Annotated in this window: 13 protein-coding genes and 2 pseudogenes; 11 read left to right on the plus strand and 4 right to left on the minus strand. The window is 69.9% G+C overall.

Annotated features, from left to right (window positions below):
- Positions 1-45: 45 nt before the first annotated feature.
- On the minus strand, positions 46-1,620 hold the full coding sequence (locus ACIP6U_RS44135; RefSeq protein ID WP_401728714.1) for a Na+/H+ antiporter: 1,575 nt from the start codon (positions 1,618-1,620) through the stop codon (positions 46-48).
- Positions 1,621-1,855: 235 nt separating this feature from the next.
- On the opposite strand from ACIP6U_RS44135, the gene ACIP6U_RS44140 reads away from it, so the two are divergent.
- Together ACIP6U_RS44140 and ACIP6U_RS44145 are read left to right on the plus strand one after the other, a co-directional pair.
- Entirely contained in the window at positions 1,856-4,390 is a 2,535-nt protein-coding gene (locus tag ACIP6U_RS44140) for an ATP-binding protein (protein WP_401728716.1), read from the plus strand.
- Between the two features lie 5 nt (positions 4,391-4,395).
- Positions 4,396-5,178, plus strand: a complete 783-nt coding sequence (locus ACIP6U_RS44145) for a DUF4118 domain-containing protein (RefSeq protein WP_401728742.1) — start codon at positions 4,396-4,398, stop codon at positions 5,176-5,178.
- A 9-nt stretch (positions 5,179-5,187) separates the two neighbouring features.
- On the opposite strand, the gene ACIP6U_RS44150 is transcribed toward ACIP6U_RS44145, so the two are convergent.
- Positions 5,188-5,745, minus strand: a complete 558-nt coding sequence (locus tag ACIP6U_RS44150) for a hypothetical protein (RefSeq protein ID WP_401728717.1) — start codon at positions 5,743-5,745, stop codon at positions 5,188-5,190.
- A gap of 282 nt (positions 5,746-6,027) precedes the next feature.
- On the opposite strand from ACIP6U_RS44150, the gene ACIP6U_RS44155 reads away from it, so the two are divergent.
- From ACIP6U_RS44155 to ACIP6U_RS44185, 7 genes are all read left to right on the plus strand, one after another.
- Complete coding sequence (locus tag ACIP6U_RS44155; protein ID WP_401728718.1) at positions 6,028-7,869, plus strand: APC family permease; 1,842 nt, start codon at positions 6,028-6,030, stop codon at positions 7,867-7,869.
- A 281-nt stretch (positions 7,870-8,150) separates the two neighbouring features.
- Positions 8,151-8,240, plus strand: coding sequence for a K(+)-transporting ATPase subunit F (gene kdpF, locus ACIP6U_RS44160; RefSeq protein WP_016434100.1), 90 nt, complete (start codon positions 8,151-8,153; stop codon positions 8,238-8,240).
- 8 nt (positions 8,241-8,248) lie between these two features.
- Positions 8,249-9,913: a potassium-transporting ATPase subunit KdpA gene (kdpA, locus tag ACIP6U_RS44165; RefSeq protein WP_401728720.1), complete on the plus strand. Its 1,665-nt coding sequence runs from the start codon at positions 8,249-8,251 to the stop codon at positions 9,911-9,913.
- Complete coding sequence (gene kdpB, locus ACIP6U_RS44170) at positions 9,910-12,045, plus strand: potassium-transporting ATPase subunit KdpB (RefSeq protein ID WP_401728722.1); 2,136 nt, start codon at positions 9,910-9,912, stop codon at positions 12,043-12,045. The genes kdpA and kdpB overlap by 4 nt, the downstream gene beginning before the upstream one ends.
- Positions 12,046-12,050: 5 nt before the next feature.
- Positions 12,051-12,719 carry a potassium-transporting ATPase subunit C gene (locus tag ACIP6U_RS44175; protein ID WP_401728723.1) on the plus strand — a complete coding sequence of 223 codons (669 nt, stop codon included), beginning with the start codon at positions 12,051-12,053 and terminating at the stop codon, positions 12,717-12,719.
- A gap of 136 nt (positions 12,720-12,855) precedes the next feature.
- Positions 12,856-13,539 carry a response regulator gene (locus ACIP6U_RS44180; protein ID WP_401728725.1) on the plus strand — a complete coding sequence of 228 codons (684 nt, stop codon included), beginning with the start codon at positions 12,856-12,858 and terminating at the stop codon, positions 13,537-13,539.
- A gap of 2 nt (positions 13,540-13,541) precedes the next feature.
- Positions 13,542-16,085, plus strand: a complete 2,544-nt coding sequence (locus tag ACIP6U_RS44185; RefSeq protein WP_401728726.1) for an ATP-binding protein — start codon at positions 13,542-13,544, stop codon at positions 16,083-16,085.
- Positions 16,086-16,104: 19 nt separating this feature from the next.
- Here the strand turns inward: ACIP6U_RS44185 and ACIP6U_RS44190 are convergent, their stop codons facing one another.
- Complete coding sequence (locus tag ACIP6U_RS44190) at positions 16,105-16,671, minus strand: universal stress protein (protein WP_401728728.1); 567 nt, start codon at positions 16,669-16,671, stop codon at positions 16,105-16,107.
- Between the two features lie 302 nt (positions 16,672-16,973).
- On the opposite strand from ACIP6U_RS44190, the gene ACIP6U_RS44195 reads away from it, so the two are divergent.
- Both ACIP6U_RS44195 and ACIP6U_RS44200 read left to right on the plus strand, forming a co-directional pair.
- Complete coding sequence (locus tag ACIP6U_RS44195; RefSeq protein WP_401728730.1) at positions 16,974-17,324, plus strand: SAV_915 family protein; 351 nt, start codon at positions 16,974-16,976, stop codon at positions 17,322-17,324.
- Positions 17,325-17,430: 106 nt separating this feature from the next.
- Positions 17,431-17,697, plus strand: a pseudogene (locus ACIP6U_RS44200) (diaminopimelate decarboxylase); the annotation flags it as partial.
- Between the two features lie 647 nt (positions 17,698-18,344).
- Here the strand turns inward: ACIP6U_RS44200 and ACIP6U_RS44205 are convergent.
- A pseudogene (locus ACIP6U_RS44205) lies at positions 18,345-18,557 on the minus strand (ABC transporter permease); the annotation flags it as partial.

Here is an 18,557-nt window from a genome sequence, read left to right on the forward strand (position 1 = left end):
CAGGGCTTGGCAAACGACCGTATCTCGGCACCCCCAGCGGAGCGCTCACGCATCGGAGAGCCGGGCCTCCTCCAGGTCCAGTGACCGCTGCAGCCGGCGGCGGGTGGTGTCGCTGATGGCGTGGCCGTCGTAGAGGCGCTGGAGTTCGCCCGTCTCGACGGCGATCAGATCGCGGCGCAACTGTCGGTACACCAGGTCGGCGGACTCGGTCGCGGCTCCGTCGCCGTCCTGCTCCGCGAGGCGGTCGCGGGCGTCGTCGAGGCGGGCGGCCAGGCCGCGGCGGAGCCGGTCGAGGACGACGTCCGGTACGACCTCGAGCTCGCCCAGTTCTTCCAGGCGGGCCAGTCCCGCGTGGGCGAGGTGGGAGCGGGCCTCGGCCTCCTCGCGCGCGGTGTGGGCGGGCTCCAGGGCGATACCGGCGCGGTGGACGACGGGCGCCAGGGTGAAGCCCTGCACCACGAGGGTGACGACCACGACCGAGGTGGTCAGGACGAGGACGAGCGGCCGTTCCGCGAGAGCGGTGCCGTCCTGCGCGACCTCCGGGATGGACAGGGCGGCGGCCAGCGGCATCACCCCTCGGGTGCCGGCCCAGGTCAGGACCACAGGGATCCGCCAGTTCATGCGGGTGATGCCACCCTTGCGCTGCACCACCGCCGACAGGGGGGCCAGCCACAGCATGCGCACGGCGACGAGCGTGACGGCCACGGCGAGGGCGTACAGCGGCCACGCACCGTCGCCGTCGTCCAGTGCCCGCACCTGGGCGGGCAGGGCCAGCCCGATGAGGCTGAAGACCACGCTCTCCAGCAGGAACACCACCGTGCCGTACACGGCGTGCAGTTGGAGCCGGATGCGGGCGTTGGTGAGGCGGTCGCCCCGGCCGCCCAGGACCACACCGGCCACCACGCAGGAGGTCACGCCGGAGGTGTGTGCCGCCTCCGCCAGCAGATAGGCCGCGTACGGGGTGACCAGGGCGATCACCGTTTCCAGGACCGGGTCCTCGGTGCGCCGCCGGATCAGGGCGATCACGCCGGCCACCGCCGCGCCGATCAGGGTGCCGCCGCCGGCCAGCAGCAGGAACTCGCCGCCCGCCGCGCCCCAGTTCGCGGCGGCGGAGGCCACCGCGATACCCGCGGCCACCCGGACCAGCACCAGGGAGGTCGCGTCGTTGAAGAGGCTTTCCGCCTGCACGAGGACCTGGACCTTCGGCGGCAGGGCGAGGCGTCTGCCCAGCGCTGTGACGGCGACCGGGTCCGTGCTCGCCAGAATCGCACCCAGGACGAAGGCCATCTGCCACGACAGCGGTGTCACCAGTGCCGCCACCGCGCCGACTGCCGCCGCGGAGGCCAGGACCAGGCCGATGGAGAGGATCCCGACCGGTTTCCACACCGCGCGCAGCTCACGCCAGGGCATCTCCTCCGCGGAGGCGTAGAGCAGCGGCGGGAGTACGACGAGGCCGATGATCTCCGGGCTGATCTCGATCTGAGGGGTGCCCGGCAGCAACGCCACACCGAGGCCGGCGACCACGAGCAGGGAGGGGGCCGGGATGCGCCACCGGCGCGCGAAGGTGGCCACCATCGTGGCCAGGACCACGAGGGCGAGAACCGTACCTACGCTGCGCATGCCGCCTCCTGGAACTAAGAGGGGAGCCGACTTGGCTCCCCTGCCGACCAGGCTTCCCGGCACACCGCTTTCACCCTATCCGCTGCAGGTCACGTCAAGACAGTGTCAAGGTCCGCGGGACCGGCGCCAAGGAAGCGCTAACACGCGTACCTCCCGGCCCCCGGAGAGGCTTCCTTAGGAACAGCCCCCTTCATGAGAGGGGGTGTTGACCCAGTGATGGAGCGCGTCGGCGGCGATGAGTGACGTACGGCCCGGACGACTGAAGGTCTACCTCGGGGCAGCCCCCGGAGTCGGCAAGACCTACCGCATGCTCGACGAGGGACGGCGCCGCGCCGCCCGCGGGGCGGACGTGGTGGTGGGATTCGCCGAGTGCCACGGCCGCCCCGGTACGGAGGCGATGCTCGACGGCCTGGAGGTCGTCCCCCGCGCCCGCTGCTCCTACCGCGGCGGACACTTCCAGGAGATGGACCTGGCCGCGGTCCTCGCGCGCCGCCCACAGGTCGCGATCGTCGACGAGTTCGCCCACAGCAACGTCCCGGGCGACGGCCGCAACGCCAAGCGCTGGCAGGACATCGCAATACTGCTCGACGCCGGCATCGACGTCGTCACCGCGCTGAACGTCCAGCACCTGGCCTCACTCAACGACGTGGTCGAGAAGATCACCGGGGTGCCGCAGCACGAGACGGTCCCCGACGAGGTCGTACGGCGCGCCCACCAGGTCGAGTTGGTGGACATGCCGGCCGAGGGGCTGCGCCGCCGTATGGCGCACGGCAACATCTACGCGCCCGAGAAGATCGACGCGGCGCTCGCGAACTACTTCCGGCCCGGAAACCTGACCGCGCTGCGGCAGCTGGCGCTGCTGTGGGTGGCCGACCGGGTCGACGAGGCGCTCCAGGAGTACCGCTCCCAGCACGGCATCGGCGGGGTATGGGAGACCCGGGAGCGGGTGGTCGTGGCCCTGACCGGCGGCCCGGAGGGCGACACACTTGTGCGCCGGGCCGCCCGTATCGCAGCCCGCTCGGCCGGGGGCGATCTGCTCGCCGTGCACGTGGCCCGCAGCGACGGCCTCGCGGCCGGAGTCTCGCATGCCTCCCTGGCCCGGCAACGGCGGCTGGTGGAGGACCTGGGCGGGAGCTACCACTCGGTCGTCGGCGACGACGTGTCCACCGCGCTGGTGGACTTCGCCCGCACCGAGAACGCCACCCAGCTCGTCCTCGGCACCAGCCGCCGCGGCCGCTTCGAGCGGTTCCTGACCGGGCCCGGCACGGGGGAGACGGTGACCGCCCTCTCCGGTGACATCGACGTCCACCGGGTCACGCACGAGCGGGCCGGCCGCGGGACCCTGCTGCCGTCCCGGCGACGCACACTGTCGACGCGGCGACTGATCGCGGGTCCGGTCGCGGGGCTGGTGCTCCCGGTGCTGCTCACGGCCGTCCTGGCGCAGGTGCGGGGGACGGTGAACCTGACCAGCGAGGCGCTGCTGTTCCTGCTCGCCGTGGTGGGGGTGGCCTGCATAGGCGGGGTCGCCTCGGCGGTGATCGCGTCGTTGACGGCGTCGCTGCTGCTCAACTACTGGTTCATCCCGCCCATCGGGCAGTTCACCCTGGACGATCCCAACGCCCTTTTGGCGCTGGGCGTGTTCGCGGTCGTGGCCGCCACCGTGGCCGCCGTCGTCGACCGCTCCCTGCGCCTGTCACGCCGCTCAGCCCGGGCCACCGCCGAGGCCGAGACCATGTCGTCCCTGGCCGGCACCATCGTGCGCGGCGGCGCGACGATTCCCGCGCTGCTGGAGCGCACGCGAGAGACCTTCGGCATGGAGTCGGCGCAGCTCGTGGACGAGCCGCCCGATGCCAACGGCGTGACAGCCGTGCCGGCCGGTCCCGACGCGTATCTCGTCCTGGCCGGCCGCACTCTGTCGTCCTCCGAGCGGCGGGTGCTGGCCGCCTTCGCCGCGCACGTCGGAGCCGCGGTGGAACGGGCCCGGCTCGCCGAGGCCGCCGCCGAGATCGAACCGGTGAAGGCCGCCGACCGGATGCGTACCGCGCTGCTGCGGGCCGTCGGCCACGACCTGCGCACGCCGCTCGCCGCGGGCTGGGCGGCGGTTACCTCGCTGCGCAGCCGGGACGTCGAATTCTCGCCGGAGGACCGCGAGGAACTCCTCGCCACCGCCGACGAGTCCATGGCCAAACTCAACCGGCTGGTGGAGAACCTCCTCGACCTCAGCCGCCTGGAGGCCGGCGTCCTCACCCTGAACCTCCGCGCCACCACGCTTGAGGAGGTGCTCCCCATGGCGCTCGCGGACACGGCCGGCGTCGACGTGACGGACACGGAGGGGATTCCCGCAGTGCAGGCCGATCCGCCCTTGCTGGAGCGCGTGATCGCCAACCTGGTCGCAAACGCCGCCCGCCACACACCTGTGGGGCGGAAGGCGCTGGTGACCGCCAGCGCACTGGCCGGCCGGGTCGAGTTGCGTGTCGTCGACCGGGGGCCCGGGCTTCCCGCCGACAGCCGGGAACGGCTCTTCGAGCCGTTCCAGCGTCTCGGCGACACGGACAACACCACCGGACTCGGCCTCGGCTTGGCCCTCGCCCGTGGTCTGACCGAGGCGATGAACGGGACCCTCACCCCTGAGGACACCCCGGGCGGCGGCCTGACCATGGTCGTATCGCTGCCCTTCGCCGAACAGACCGAACAGGCCGAACAAATGGAACAGGCCGAATCGCCGGAGTACCCGCACCCCCGTGGTGCGCAGAGCGTAGGAGGTGCCTGATGAGCATGGAGACCGGCACAGGCCGGCTGTCGCACCGCACGGCGGGACCGCGCGTCGCGTCGGCGGCTGCCTGGCCACTGAGGGACCGGCTCGCCCTGACGGCGGGCCTGGCCGCTCCGTTCCTGGTGGCCCTCGCCCTGGTCCCGTTCCGCACGGACCTGTCCCACACCAACGCCGCCCTCATCCTCGTGGTGGTGGTCGTCGCGGTCGCCGCGCTGGGCAGCCGTACGGCGGGTGCGCTCGCGGCGCTCTCCGCGGCGGCCTGGTTCGACTTCTTCCTCACCCGGCCGTACGAGACGTTCGACATCACCGCGTCCGCCGACGTCGAGACGGCCGTGCTCCTGTTGCTCGTCGGCGTCATCGTGTCCCAACTGGCGGCCCGGGCGCGCCGCTTGGAGGTCATCACGGTGACCGACGCGGATCACCTGTCCCGGATCCACCGCACGGCCGCCCTCGCCCAGTCGGCCAACTCCGCGGACACCGTGGTCGACCACGTCCGCCGGGAACTCACCGACCTCCTCGGCCTGAGCGCCTGCCGCTTCGAGTACGGCACCCTCCTCGGCCGCCCGCCCCGGCTGTTGAAGGACGGCAGCGTGACGGGGGCGAGCGCCTGGCCACAGGGCGAGATCGAGCTGCGGACCTACGGCAACGGCCACTACCTCGGCCGCTTCATGCTGACCCCCGGCCCGGGCCCCGTACCCCTCCTCCAGGCACGCCTGGTGGCGGTCACCCTGGCCGACCAGACGGGCGCGGCGCTGGACACGGCGGGGCCGGTGACGGAGGGCTGACAGCGGTGGCTACTCCAGGCCGGAGACCCTGAACACGGACTCGGCGGTCTTGCGGTCGATGCGCTCCGAGACACGGCGCAGCACGGTCGCGCCGTACACCAGCGTGCCGGCCCCCATCGATTTCCGTGCGTCCTCGTCGAGGCGGTACCAGAGGTGGGGATTGGCCACGAGGACGTCCGGATCGATCTCGACGTGTCCACCGAGCGCGTCCCGCAGCAGGAGCCGTTGCGAGACGCCGTCCAGGCACCGGACGGAGACCAGCAGATCCGTACGGACCCTGTGCTCCCGCAGCATCCGACGCGAGGACAGCCAGCCCTCGCCGGCTGACACCCGGGCGGGATACAACGCGACGAACAGCAGCCCTGCCAGCCCCAGCCACAGCGCGGCACGCCAGGGGGCGAGCCGCCCGGAACCCCAGTCGATCAGGAGGAGCATGACGAGCAGGACGCCCGCGCAGCGGACGGAACTCCACAACTCCTGCGCCCACTGGAGGCCGTTGGTTGCCTCACAGGGTCTCTCTCGGTGTGCGTCGACCGGTTCGTGTCGCGCGTCGTCGCGGCGTCCCATACCGGTGACGGTAGAGATCCGGAGAACCCGATCGGCGAACTTTGATGCACCTCTGACGGGTATCCGCCGCTTCTTGACGCCCTGACTGCGGTGCACGGCAGTCCGAACGAGGAACGACAGTCGCCGGGATCACACGGCCGTCAAGGTCCCGTCAGGGTCTGGCTCTTCAGCGCGAAGATGCCGCAAGGATCAGTCGGAAGTGACGGGATCCGGACAGAACCTGGAGTGCACCGCGCAATCTTCAGCCCCCGTGCGCGGACCTGGAAGAAGGAGCACCCACCCATGTCTGTCCTGACGACCGAGCCGGACGCCGTCCCCGCGGGTGAGGAACCGCCGGATACCGGTGAGCGGCACCGGTTGACCGCCGTCACGGGCCTGGCCGCGCTGTCGCTGGACGCGATGGCGTCGGTGGCGTACGGCCCCGAGGCGATCGTCCTCGTCCTGGCCGCCGCGGGTGGGCACGGACTCGGCTTCACGCTCCCGGTGACGCTGGCCATCGCGGGCCTGCTGGCGGTGCTGGTCGCCTCGTACCGGCAGGTGATCGCGGCCTTCCCGGACGGCGGCGGGTCGTACGCCGTCGCGAAGACGCACCTGGGCGCCCGTACGAGCCTGGTCGCGGCGGCCTCTCTGGTTCTGGACTACGTCCTCAACGTGGCCGTCGCCGTGACCGCCGGAGTCGCGGCGCTCACCTCTGCTTTCCCGTCGCTCTACGACGACCGGCTGTGGCTCTGCCTGGCGGTGCTCGCCCTGATCACGGGTGTGAACCTGCGGGGCATCGTGGAGTCGGCGAGGGCGTTCATCGTGCCGACGGTGGTCTTCGTCGGCTCCATCTTCGTCCTCATCGCGGTCGGCCTGTTCCGGTCCGCGCCGGTGAGCACCGCCACCGCGGCGGGACACGCCTCGGCGCTCGCGGACAACGCCTCCACGGTGGGCGCACTGCTGTTGCTGAAAGCTTTCGCCTCAGGTTGCGCCGCACTGACCGGAGTGGAGGCCATCGCCAACGCCGTGCCGTCCTTCCGCCGCCCGCGCGTGAAGCGGGCGCAGCGGGCGGAGGTCGCCCTCGGCGCGGTGCTCGGCGTGATGCTGATCGGCCTGTCGGTGCTGATCTCCCGCTTCCACCTCCAGCCGGTCCACGGAGTCACCGTCCTCGCCCAGCTCGCGGACGCCTCCCTCGGCCACAACTGGGCTTTCTACGTCATCCAGTTCGCCACGATGATCCTGCTGGCCCTGTCCGCGAACACGTCCTTCGGCGGGCTGCCGGTGCTGCTCAAGCTGCTGGCCCGGGACAACTACGCGCCGCATGTGTTCGCGCTGAAGGCCGACCGCCAGGTGCACCGGCACGGCGTGCTCGCCCTGGCCGTGGTCTCGGCCGCGTTGTTGGTGTTCTCCGGTGGTGACACCAACACCCTCGTGCCGCTGTTCGCGATCGGTGTCTTCGTCGGCTTCACCGTCGCGCAGGTGGGCATGGTCCGGCACTGGCGGTTGGAGCGTGGGCCCGGCTGGAAGGGCAAGGCGCTGCTCAACGGGTTCGGCGCGCTCCTCACCGGCATCGCTACCGTCGTCGTCACGGCGTCGAAGTTCGAGGAGGGCGCCTGGCTGATCGTGATCGCGCTGCCCCTGCTGGTGCTCGCCTTCGAGACCGTCCACCGCGCCTACCGCCGGATCGGCGAACGACTCGGCCTCGGCAGCATCCCCGAGCACCCCCACCGCGACCGCTCCGTGGTGATCGTGCCGGTCTCCTCGCTGTCCCGGCTCACCTCGGAGGCCCTGACCGCCGCCGCCTCCCTCGGCGACGAGGTCCGTGCGGTGACCGTCTGCTACCCCGACCCCGAGGACCGGGCCCAGCTGCACGCCCTGGAGCGCGCGTGGGCCGAGTGGGACCCGGGCGTCCCGCTGGTCCGGCTGACGTGCGAGCGCCGCACGCTGGGCCGCCCCATCGCCGCGTACGTCCGCGAGGTGACCGCGTCGGAGCCGGCCACCCGGGTCACCGTCCTGATCCCGGAACTGGAGCCGGAGAGGCTGTGGCAGCGGCTGCTGCAGAACCAGCGCGGCGCCGTCGTCGCGCACGCGGTGCGGCGGGAAACCGACGCCGTGATCTGTCGGCTGCGCTTCCGGCTGTCCTGACGCACCCTGACGCGCCCGGCAGCGGCTCCTTGCCACAGGTCGGCGCAGGTGCCGTAAGAGTTCCGTCAAAGGTGTAGGACGCGCCGTAAGGGACCCGTCAACGGCGCTCGATTCCGGCCAGAGACGGGGTTTCCTCTATTCGTCCGATCCGCTCGCGGACGACTCGCCTGCGGATTCCAGAATCTCCTCTAGGAGCTCGCGATGGCCGATCTGGCCTTCGTCGTCACCACGGTCGCGGTGTTCGCGCTGGTGGCCCTTGTCGCCAAGGGGGTGACGAAGCTGTGACCGCCGAGAACATCGTCGGCCTCGTCGTGGCCGTCGCCCTGCTGGGCTATCTCGTCCTCGCCCTGATCTTCCCGGAGAGGTTCTGAGACACGACATGGGTCCCGTACTCGCCGGCTTCCTCCAGCTGCTCGCCCTCATAGGAGCACTGGCGCTCGCCTACGTCCCGCTGGGCAACTACATGGCCAAGGTCTACTCCTCCGACAAGCACTGGCGTGTCGAGAAGTGGATCTACAAGGGCATCGGTGCCAACCCCGACACCGAGATGCGCTGGCTCGCCTATCTGCGCGGCGTGCTCGCCTTCTCGGCCGTCGGCGTCCTCTTCCTCTACCTGCTCCAGCGCATCCAGGGCGTGCTCCCCGGCTCGCTGGGCTTCTCCTCGATCGAGCCGGCGCAGGCGTTCGATACCGCCGCGTCGTTCGTGACGAACACCAACTGGCAGTCGTACTACGGCGAGCAGGCCATGGGCCACGTCGTGCAGACCGCCGGTCTGGCCGTGCAGAACTTCGTCTCCGCGGCCGTCGGCATCGCGGTCGCGGTGGCGCTGGTACGGGGCTTCGCACGGGCGCGTACCGGTGAGCTGGGCAACTTCTGGTCCGACCTGGTGCGCGGCATCATGCGCATCCTGATCCCCGGCTCGATCATCGCGGCGATCGTGCTGGTCGCCTGCGGTGCGATCCAGAACTTCTCCGGGATCCACGAGGTCGGCCAGTTCATGGGCGGACAGCAGCAGTGGAACGGCGGTGCGGTCGCCTCGCAGGAGGCCATCAAGGAGCTCGGCACCAACGGCGGCGGTTACTTCAACGCCAACAGTGCCCACCCCTTCGAGAACCCGACGCCGTTCACGAACCTCTTCGAGATCTTCCTGCTGCTGGTCATCCCGTTCTCGCTCACCCGCACCTTCGGCGTGATGGTCGGGAGCGTGAAGCAGGGCTACGCGATCCTCGCGACCATGGCCACCATCTGGCTCAGCTTCGTCGCCCTGATGATGTGGACCGAGTTCGCCCACCACGGGCCGGCGCTGCAGGCTGCGGGCGGTGCGATGGAGGGCAAGGAAACACGCTTCGGTGTCGGGGCCTCGTCCATCTTCGCGGTGTCGACCACCCTGACCTCGACGGGCGCGGTGGACTCCTTCCACTCCTCGTTCACGGGTCTGGGCGGCGGCATCACCATTCTGGGCATGCAGTTGGGCGAGATCGCGCCGGGTGGTACCGGTTCCGGCCTGTACGGCATGCTGATCATGGCGGTCATCGCGGTGTTCATCGCCGGTCTGATGGTCGGCCGTACGCCCGAGTATCTGGGCAAGAAGATCGGTACCCGCGAGATGAAGCTCGCGGCCTGCTACATCCTCATCACCCCGGCCCTGGTGCTGGTCTTCACCGCGGTCTCCATGGCGCTGCCGACCCCGCCGCACTCGATGCTGAACTCCGGCGCGCACGGTTTCTCCGAGGTGCTGTACGCCTTCACGTCCGCCGCGAACAACAACGGCTCCGCCTTCGCAGGACTGAACGCGAACACCGACTGGTTCAACACTATGACCGGACTCGCGATGCTGCTGGGCCGCTTCCTGCCGATGGTGTTCGTGCTGGCGCTGGCCGGTTCGCTCGCCGAGCAGAAGCCGGTCCCGGTCACGGCAGGCACCCTGCGCACCGAAAAGCCTTTGTTCACCGGCCTGTTGGTGGGCGCGATCCTCATCATCACCGGTCTGACCTACTTCCCGGCGCTGGCGCTGGGCCCGCTGGCCGAGGGGCTGGCGTCATGAGCACCCGTATAGAGAACCCAGAGGACTCGATGTCCACAGCCACTCCGACCAGGGCGCCGCACAGCGATGTGCCGACCGGTCACAAGGGCGAAGGCAAGGTCGGCGCGGGTCTGTTCGACCCGAGGCAACTGCTGAAGTCGTTGCCGGACGCCCTCCGCAAGCTCGACCCGCGGGTGATGATCAAGTCGCCCGTCATGTTCGTGGTCCTCGTCGGCTCGGTGCTGACGACGATCTTCTCCTTCAAGGATCCGGGCGACTGGTTCGGCTGGACGATCAGCGCCTGGCTGTGGCTGACCGTCATCTTCGCCAACCTGGCGGAGGCGGTCGCCGAGGGCCGCGGCAAGGCGCAGGCCGACACCCTGCGCAAGGCCAAGACCGACACCGTCGCACGCCGTCTGGGCAAGGACGGCAAGACCGAGGAGCAGGTGCCCGGCACCGAGCTCACGATCGGCGACCTGGTCGTGTGCGAGGCCGGCGACATCATCCCCGGCGACGGTGACGTCGTCGAGGGCGTCGCGTCCGTGGACGAGTCGGCGATCACCGGCGAGTCGGCGCCCGTCATCCGGGAGTCCGGCGGCGACCGTTCGGCCGTCACCGGCGGTACGAAGGTCCTCTCCGACCGGATCGTCATCAAGATCACGACGAAGCCCGGCGAGACCTTTATCGACCGCATGATCGCCCTGGTCGAGGGCGCGGCCCGGCAGAAGACGCCGAACGAGATCGCGCTGAACATCCTGCTGGCGTCCCTCACCATCGTCTTCCTGCTGGCCGTCGCCACGCTGCCGCCGTTCGCGGACTATGCGGGCACCCACCTGACGATGATCGTGCTGGTGGCCCTGCTGGTCTGCCTCATCCCGACCACCATCGGCGCGCTGCTCTCCGCGATCGGCATCGCGGGTATGGACCGGCTGGTGCAGCGGAACGTACTCGCCATGTCCGGCAGGGCAGTTGAGGCGGCGGGTGACGTATCGACCCTGCTCCTGGACAAGACCGGCACCATCACCCTCGGCAACCGGCAGGCTTCGGAGTTCGTGCCGGTGCGCGGCACCACGGAGGCCGAACTCGCCGACGCCGCCCAGCTGTCGTCGCTGGCCGACGAGACGCCCGAGGGCCGCTCCGTCGTCGTACTGGCGAAGGAGAAGTACGGGCTGCGGGAGCGCCACCAGGGCGAGTTGGCCCATGCCGAGTGGATCGCCTTCACCGCGCAGACCCGCATGTCCGGTGTCGACGTGGACGGGCGCAAGATCCGCAAGGGTGCGGCCGGTTCGGTCATCACCTGGGTCAAGGAGCAGGGTGGCACCGTTTCTGAGGACGCCGACACTCTCGCCAACCGGATCTCGGAGGCCGGCGGTACCCCGCTGCTCGTCGCCGTCGAGGACGAGCAGGGTGCCCGGATCCTGGGCGTCATCCACCTCAAGGACGTCGTCAAGGAGGGCATGCGCGAGCGGTTCGACGAGCTGCGCCGCATGGGCATCAAGACGGTCATGATCACGGGTGACAACCCGCTGACCGCCAAGGCGATCGCCGAGGAGGCGGGTGTCGACGACTTCCTCGCGGAGGCCACTCCCGAGGACAAGATGGCCCTCATCAAGCGGGAGCAGGCGGGCGGCAAGCTGGTCGCGATGACCGGTGACGGCACGAACGACGCGCCGGCGCTGGCTCAGGCGGACGTCGGCGTGGCGATGAACACGGGTACGTCGGCCGCGAAGGAGGCCGGCAACATGGTCGACCTCGACTCGAACCCGACCAAGCTCATCGAGATCGTCGAGATCGGCAAGCAACTCCTCATCACCCGGGGCGCGTTGACGACGTTCTCCATCGCCAACGACGTCGCGAAGTACTTCGCGATCATCCCGGCGCTGTTCGCGGCGGTCTACCCGGGCCTGGACAAGCTCAACATCATGGACCTGTCCTCGCCGGACTCCGCGATCCTGTCGGCCGTCATCTTCAACGCGCTGGTCATCATCGCGCTGGTGCCGCTGTCCCTGCGGGGCGTGCAGTACAAGCCGGTGAGCGCGGACAAGATGCTGCGTCGCAACCTGACGATCTATGGCCTCGGCGGGCTGATCGCGCCCTTCATCGGCATCAAGATCATCGACCTGCTCATCTCACTCATCCCCGGAATCGGCTGAAGGCCATGAACAACTCCGTTACGAACACAGCCCGGTTGCTGGGGGCAGGCCTGCGTGCCCTGCTCGTGCTGACCCTGGTGACGGGCGTCATCTATCCGCTGGTCGTCACCGGCATCGCCCAGGGGATCTTCCCCGGCAAGGCGAACGGCTCGGAGATCAAGTCGGACGGCAAGGTCGTCGGCTCGTCCCTCATCGGGCAGTCGTACAACCTGCCGTTGAAGAAGGGGCAGGAGACCCCGGACCCGGATCTGAAGTGGTTCCAGGGCCGCCCGCAGAACGGTCTCGGCACCAACAGCGTCAACACGCAGTACTCGTTGATCCTGTCCGGTGCCACCAACCTCTCCGCCGACAGCAAGGTCCTCCTCCAGCAGGTGAAGGACGCCAAGGCCGCCGTCATCAAGGACAACTCGGTGCCCGGCTACACGGTCAAGGCGTCCCAGGTGCCCGCCGACGCCGTCACCTCCTCCGGCTCCGGCCTCGACCCGAACATCTCCCCGGCCTACGCGGACCTCCAGGTCCACCGCATCGCCGAGAAGAACGGGCTGTCCGTCGCCCAGGTGCAGAAGCTGGTCGACGAGCACACCGACGGCCGTACCCTCGGCTTCATCGGTGAGCCCACGGTGAACGTGCTGGAACTCAACATCGCGCTCAAGTCCCTTGTGACGAAGAGCTGATGGCGTTACGCGACGATCCGCGCGGGAGTCGGCGGCCGGGGACACGTCCCGGGTCCGCCGACTCCCGTCGCATTGAGGCCGGTTGTGCTGTTTCCGGACTTCACGACTGCCCGTACGACACGAAAGGCGCACACCCATGACCAGGGTGTTGGTGGTGGAGGACGACCCGCAGCTCGTACGGGCCCTCGTGATCAACCTGCAAGCCCGCAAGTACGGAGTGGACGCGGCGCCCGACGGCGCCACCGCGCTCCGGCTCGCGGCGGCGCGACAGCCGGACGTCGTGATGCTCGACCTCGGACTGCCCGACATGGACGGCGTCGACATCATCAAGGCACTGCGCGGCTGGACCCGCGTCCCGATCCTGGTGCTGTCGGCCCGGCAGGCGTCGGACGAGAAGGTCGCGGCGCTCGATGCGGGCGCGGACGACTACATCACGAAGCCGTTCAGCATGGACGAACTCCTGGCCCGCCTGCGGGCCGCTGTCAGGCGCAGAGAGGACGCGCCGTTCGTCTCCGAGGCAACGCTGGTGGAGACCGCCGAGTTCACCGTCGATCTGCGCGCCAAGAAGGCCACCCGCGGTGGACACGACATCCGGCTGACCCCGACCGAATGGCACCTGCTGGAGATCCTGATCACCAACCCCGGGCGGCTGATCACCCAGAAGCACCTGCTCCAGGAAGTGTGGGGCGTCACCCAGAGCAACAAGACCAACTACCTGCGGGTCTATATGGCCCAGCTTCGCCGCAAACTGGAGACGGACCCCGCCCACCCCCGTTACCTGATCACCGAGCCCGGCATGGGTTACCGCTTCGAAGGATGAACATGGCACGCGGCAAGCTCCGGATCTATCTCGGCGCGGCACCGGGCGTCGGCAAGACGTACGCGATGCTCTCCGAGGCACACCGGCGCGTGGAACGCGGCACCGACTGCGTGATCGCTTTCGTGGAACACCACGGTCGGCCGCGCACCGAGGTGATGCTGCACGGCCTGGAGGAGATCCCGCGCAGGGAACTGGAGTACCGGGGCACGACGTTCACCGAGATGGACATCGACGCCGTCCTGGCCCGGAACCCCGACGTGGCGATGGTCGACGAGCTGCCTCACACCAACGTCCCCGGCTCCCGCAACACCAAGCGCTGGCAGGACGTCGAGGAACTGCTCACGGCCGGAATCGACGTCGTCTCGACCGTCAACATCCAGCATCTTGAGTCGCTGGGCGACGTCGTCGAGTCGATCACGGGTGTACGACAGCAGGAGACCGTGCCGGACGAAGTGGTGCGCCGGGCCGACCAGATCGAGCTGGTCGACATGTCACCGCAGGCGCTGCGCCGCCGCATGGCACACGGCAACATCTACAAGCCCGACAAGGTCGACGCGGCCCTCTCGAACTACTTCCGGCCCGGAAACCTGACAGCCCTGCGGGAGTTGGCGCTGCTGTGGGTGGCCGACCGGGTCGACGCCTATCTGACCGAGTACCGCAGTGAGCACCAGGTGTCGACGATCTGGGGCTCGCGGGAGCGGATCGTGGTGGGCCTGACCGGCGGACCGGAGGGCCGGACACTGATCCGCCGGGCTGCGCGTCTCGCCGAAAAGGGCGCCGGCGGCGAGGTGTTGGCCGTCTACATCTCCCGCAGTGACGGCCTGACCTCCGCCTCACCCAAGGAACTGGCTGTCCAGCGAACGCTGGTGGAGGATCTGGGCGGCACGTTCCACCAGGTCGTCGGCGACGACGTCTCGGCCGCGCTGCTGGACTTCTCCCGCGGGGTGAACGCCACCCAGATCGTGATGGGTGTCTCCCGGCGCAGGAGCTGGCAGTACGTGTTCGGTCCCGGCGTCGGCGCCACGGTGGCCCGCGAGTCGGGGCCCGATCTCGACGTCCACCTCATCACGCACGACGAGGCGGGCAAGGGACGCGGACTGCCCGTGAACCGGGGCGCGCGGCTCGGCCAGGCCCGGATCGTCTGGGGCTGGCTCGTGGGCGTGCTCGGCCCCGTCCTGCTCACCCTTCTGCTGACCAGCGCCATTCCGCACGTCGGTCTCGCCAACGACATGCTGCTCTTCCTCACGCTGACGGTGGCGGCGGCCCTGCTCGGGGGACTCCTCCCCGCGCTGGCCTCGGCGGTGGTCGGATCGCTGCTGCTGAACTGGTACTTCACCTCACCTGTGCACACATTCACCATCGCCGACCCCAAGAACATCGTCGCCATCGCGATCTTCGTCGGTGTGGCCGTGTCGGTGGCGTCGGTGGTGGACCTCGCTGCCAGACGCACCGACCAGGCCGCCCGGCTGCGCGCCGAGTCCGAGATCCTGTCCTACCTCGCGGGCAATGTGCTGCGCGGCGAGACCAGCCTGGAGGCTCTGCTGGAGCGGGTGCGGGAGACCTTCGGCATGGAGTCGGTGGCCCTGCTGGAGCGGGCCGGCGAGCTGGATCCGTGGACCTGCGCGGGCAGTGTCGGCCCGCGCCCCTGCCAGAACCCCGAGCACGCGGACGTCGACGTACCGGTCGGCGACCACATGTCCCTGGCCCTGTCGGGGCGCGTACTGCCGGCCGCCGACCGCCGGGTGCTCGCCGCGTTCGCCGCCCAGGCAGCCGTCGTCCTGGACCGCCGACGCCTGCAGCAAGAGGCGGACCAGGCCAAGGAGTTGGCCGAGGGCAACCGCATCCGCACTGCGCTGCTGGCCGCCGTAAGCCATGACCTCCGTACCCCGCTGGCCGGGATAAAGGCGGCCGTCACCTCCCTGCGCTCCGACGACGTCGACTGGTCGGAGGAGGACCGGGCGGAGCTCCTGGAGGCCATAGAGGAGGGCGCCGACCGTCTCGACCAGCTGGTCGGCAACCTGCTCGACATGTCCCGCCTGCAGACCGGCACGGTCACGCCCATCATCCGCGAGACCGACCTCGATGAGGTCGTCCCGATGGCGCTGGTCGGGGTGCCGGAAGACAGCGTGGAGCTGGACATCCCGGAGACGCTCCCCATGGTCCATGTGGACCGGGGGCTGCTGGAGCGGGCCGTCGCCAACATCGTGGAGAACGCGGTCAAGTACAGCCCTCCGGAGGAGAGAGTCCTGGTGTCGGCGAGCGCCCTCGCGGATCGGGTCGAGGTGCGTGTGGTGGACCGCGGGCCGGGTGTCCCCGACGAGGCCAAGGACCGCATCTTCGAGCCCTTCCAGCGCTACGGCGATGCTCCGCGCGGCGCCGGGGTCGGCCTCGGCCTGGCCGTGGCCCGCGGTTTCACGGAAGCCTTGGGCGGCACCCTGAGCGCGGAGGACACCCCCGGTGGCGGACTCACGATGGTGCTCAGCGTGCCGACAGCACCGGAGCGCCGGACGGAGCAGCCGGATCTGCCGGCCGCGGCCACGTCCTGAAGGGTGAGGCCCATCGGCCTCAGGCATCGGGCGGTACGGTCTCGAACTCCTTCTTCACATGCCCTGTGTCCAAGCGCAGCCGCCAGGCGTTCCGGCGGTGCGCGGCGGCCAGTTGGGCCTCCAACGGCGACGGCGGCACGGCGAGGACGGGACATGCGGCGTGCGCGAGGCAGTAGCGGCCGACCGACGGCCACAGGGCGCGGTGCAGACGGCCGCGGGGCCCGGCGCCGACGACGAGGAGGTCGTCCTCACGGTCGGCGATCTCGGTCAGCGCCCGGCCCGGGGAACCACGGACGACGAGGGCCCGCGTCGGAAGTCCCGTGTCCGTACTGCCGAACACGTCGCGGAGCGCCGTGACCAGTCGCTCCCGGGCCAGCTGCTTCCACTCCTCGACCAGGTAGGACGCCGCCGGTGAACGACGTGCGGCGAGATCCCCGCCGGGCGGCTCCCAGGCCAGCACCGGCCACAGCTCGGCACCCCTGTGCCGTGCTTCTCCGACGGCCCGGCACAGGGCGGCGAGACTGCCCGTGGAGCCGCTCACTCCGACCACGACACGAGCGGCTGAGGGTGCGTCGGACTCGGACATCACTTCACCCTTCTCCACGCGTCGGCGGTCGGTTCCCGCCGACGATCCTCATCGGAACGCCTTCCATCTCACTCCCCGGCGAGGCAGTCGAAAAGCCCGCGAACCACTTCTTGGCGCCCCTCTGACGGGCGCCGCCCGGGCCGCTCACCGGGGACGTCAGCATCTCGTCAACGTCTTCCCAATCACCGTCAGCGTCACGTCAGGAGGGTCCGCCGACCCTGGTGAGCGGGCATACCGTCGTTGGCGAGCCCCGGTGCGCCTCCCCGCGTCCGGGGCACTTCAGCTCCTCCCGGAGGTATCCCATGAGAGAACTCCTCTACGGCGAAGAACCCGAGCCCTGGGATCGGTTCCCGGCCGGACTGCTGTTCGTCCCGGTCCGGCCGGGCCCCTCACGGTGTGCAACCCGCCTCTTCCGCACGCCCCTCGGCGATCCCACGGCCGTCGGCTTCACCTCCCTGCGCAGGCTGACCGCGACGCTCGGTTCCGACCAGACGTGGATCCGCCTCGCCGATCCCGCACTGCGCGCCCTGGTCGCACCGCTCGGCGTCACCACCGTCACGGTCGATCCCCAGTTCACCGCCCCGGCGCGCACACCGGTCGGACCGGCAGTCCCCGACTCGGCCCCGACCGTCCCGATCCTGCGGGCCGGTTGAGAACCCGGCTGAGAGGGGAGCAGCAGTCGATGACCACCCTTCGTGAACCCGCCGTCCCTTCCACCTCCGTCGAGCTGTCGGTGTGGCCGGCCTCGACCGCCGGTACAGCATCGTCGACCCAGCCCGGGTAACTGCGGTGGCTCGGCACTTCGAGGTGGGAGACATCCTTGCCGCCGACGTCGAACTCCCCGGCGACGTACGCCCAGGAGACCGGCTCGCCGTGCCGGTGGCCGGTGGGTATCACCTCTCCATGGCGTCCGGCTACGGCTTGGTCAGCCGCTCACCGGTGGCTGCCGTACGCGACGGTCACGCCCGTCTCCTCGTACGTCGCGCGTCCCTGGACGGCATCCGCTGCCCCGATGTGGGCCTGTAGCTCGCAGTGCTTCCGGCGTCGGGCTGTGGACCGCGGAAGGGCTTCAACGGCGTACCAGTTCCCCGATCCGGGCCACCGGCGTTCCGCTCTTCGGACACACCCACACCGCTGTGTCCGCCAGGACCGTTGCCGTCAGCGGATGCGTGTCCGGGTGGGTTGGGCAGTGTGGCCAGACCGCCGGTGTCCTGTGGACATGCCGCGGGGGATCATTCCGCAGCAGAGCGAGCCTGTGGCGCACCCACAAGCGCCGGGCTCGCCTTTCCTCTCCCGCGGGGAAGCCGCCGACAGCTCGGCCTGTCCCTCGGGGCAACTTTGAGGCCGGACTGGTCCACGCCTTCGGCCGCCTGGGGGAGTGCTCCAGTGGCTTCGGGGGAGGCCACCCGGAAGGGGCACGCGGCCGCCACCCGTTCGGCTCGTCTCGGTGAAGATCCATCGGTCGGAGTCGCCTTTCAGTTCCGATCGATGGTGATCGTCGTACAGAGCCTGACGTGTACGCGGTCGCCGTCCTTCAACGGCACCGGCACGAGCGGGGTCGGGCTGCCGGACGAGGATCGCGTGTCGATGGGAGACGCCCGGGTCCATGACGTGCCTTCCCTCAGTTTGCGGATGTCGACTGGCAATCACCCTCGAACGCGTTCGCGTCTCGGCTACTTCGGGTCGCGGTTGAATTTGGCCTTGGACCACAGGTAGCCGAGGACGGTCATGGCCAGGCACCAGCCGACGGCCAGGAGTGCGTTCTTGGTGCCGATCTCGGTGCCGAGGAGGAGTCCGCGCAGGGTCTCGATGGCGGGCGAGAAGGGCTGGTACTCGGCGAACCAGCGGAACCAGCCCGGCATGGCGTCCACCGGCACGAACGCGCT

Origin of the sequence: Streptomyces sp. NPDC088794, assembly GCF_044750545.1 — a bacterium.
Lineage (GTDB): Bacteria > Actinomycetota > Actinomycetes > Streptomycetales > Streptomycetaceae > Streptomyces.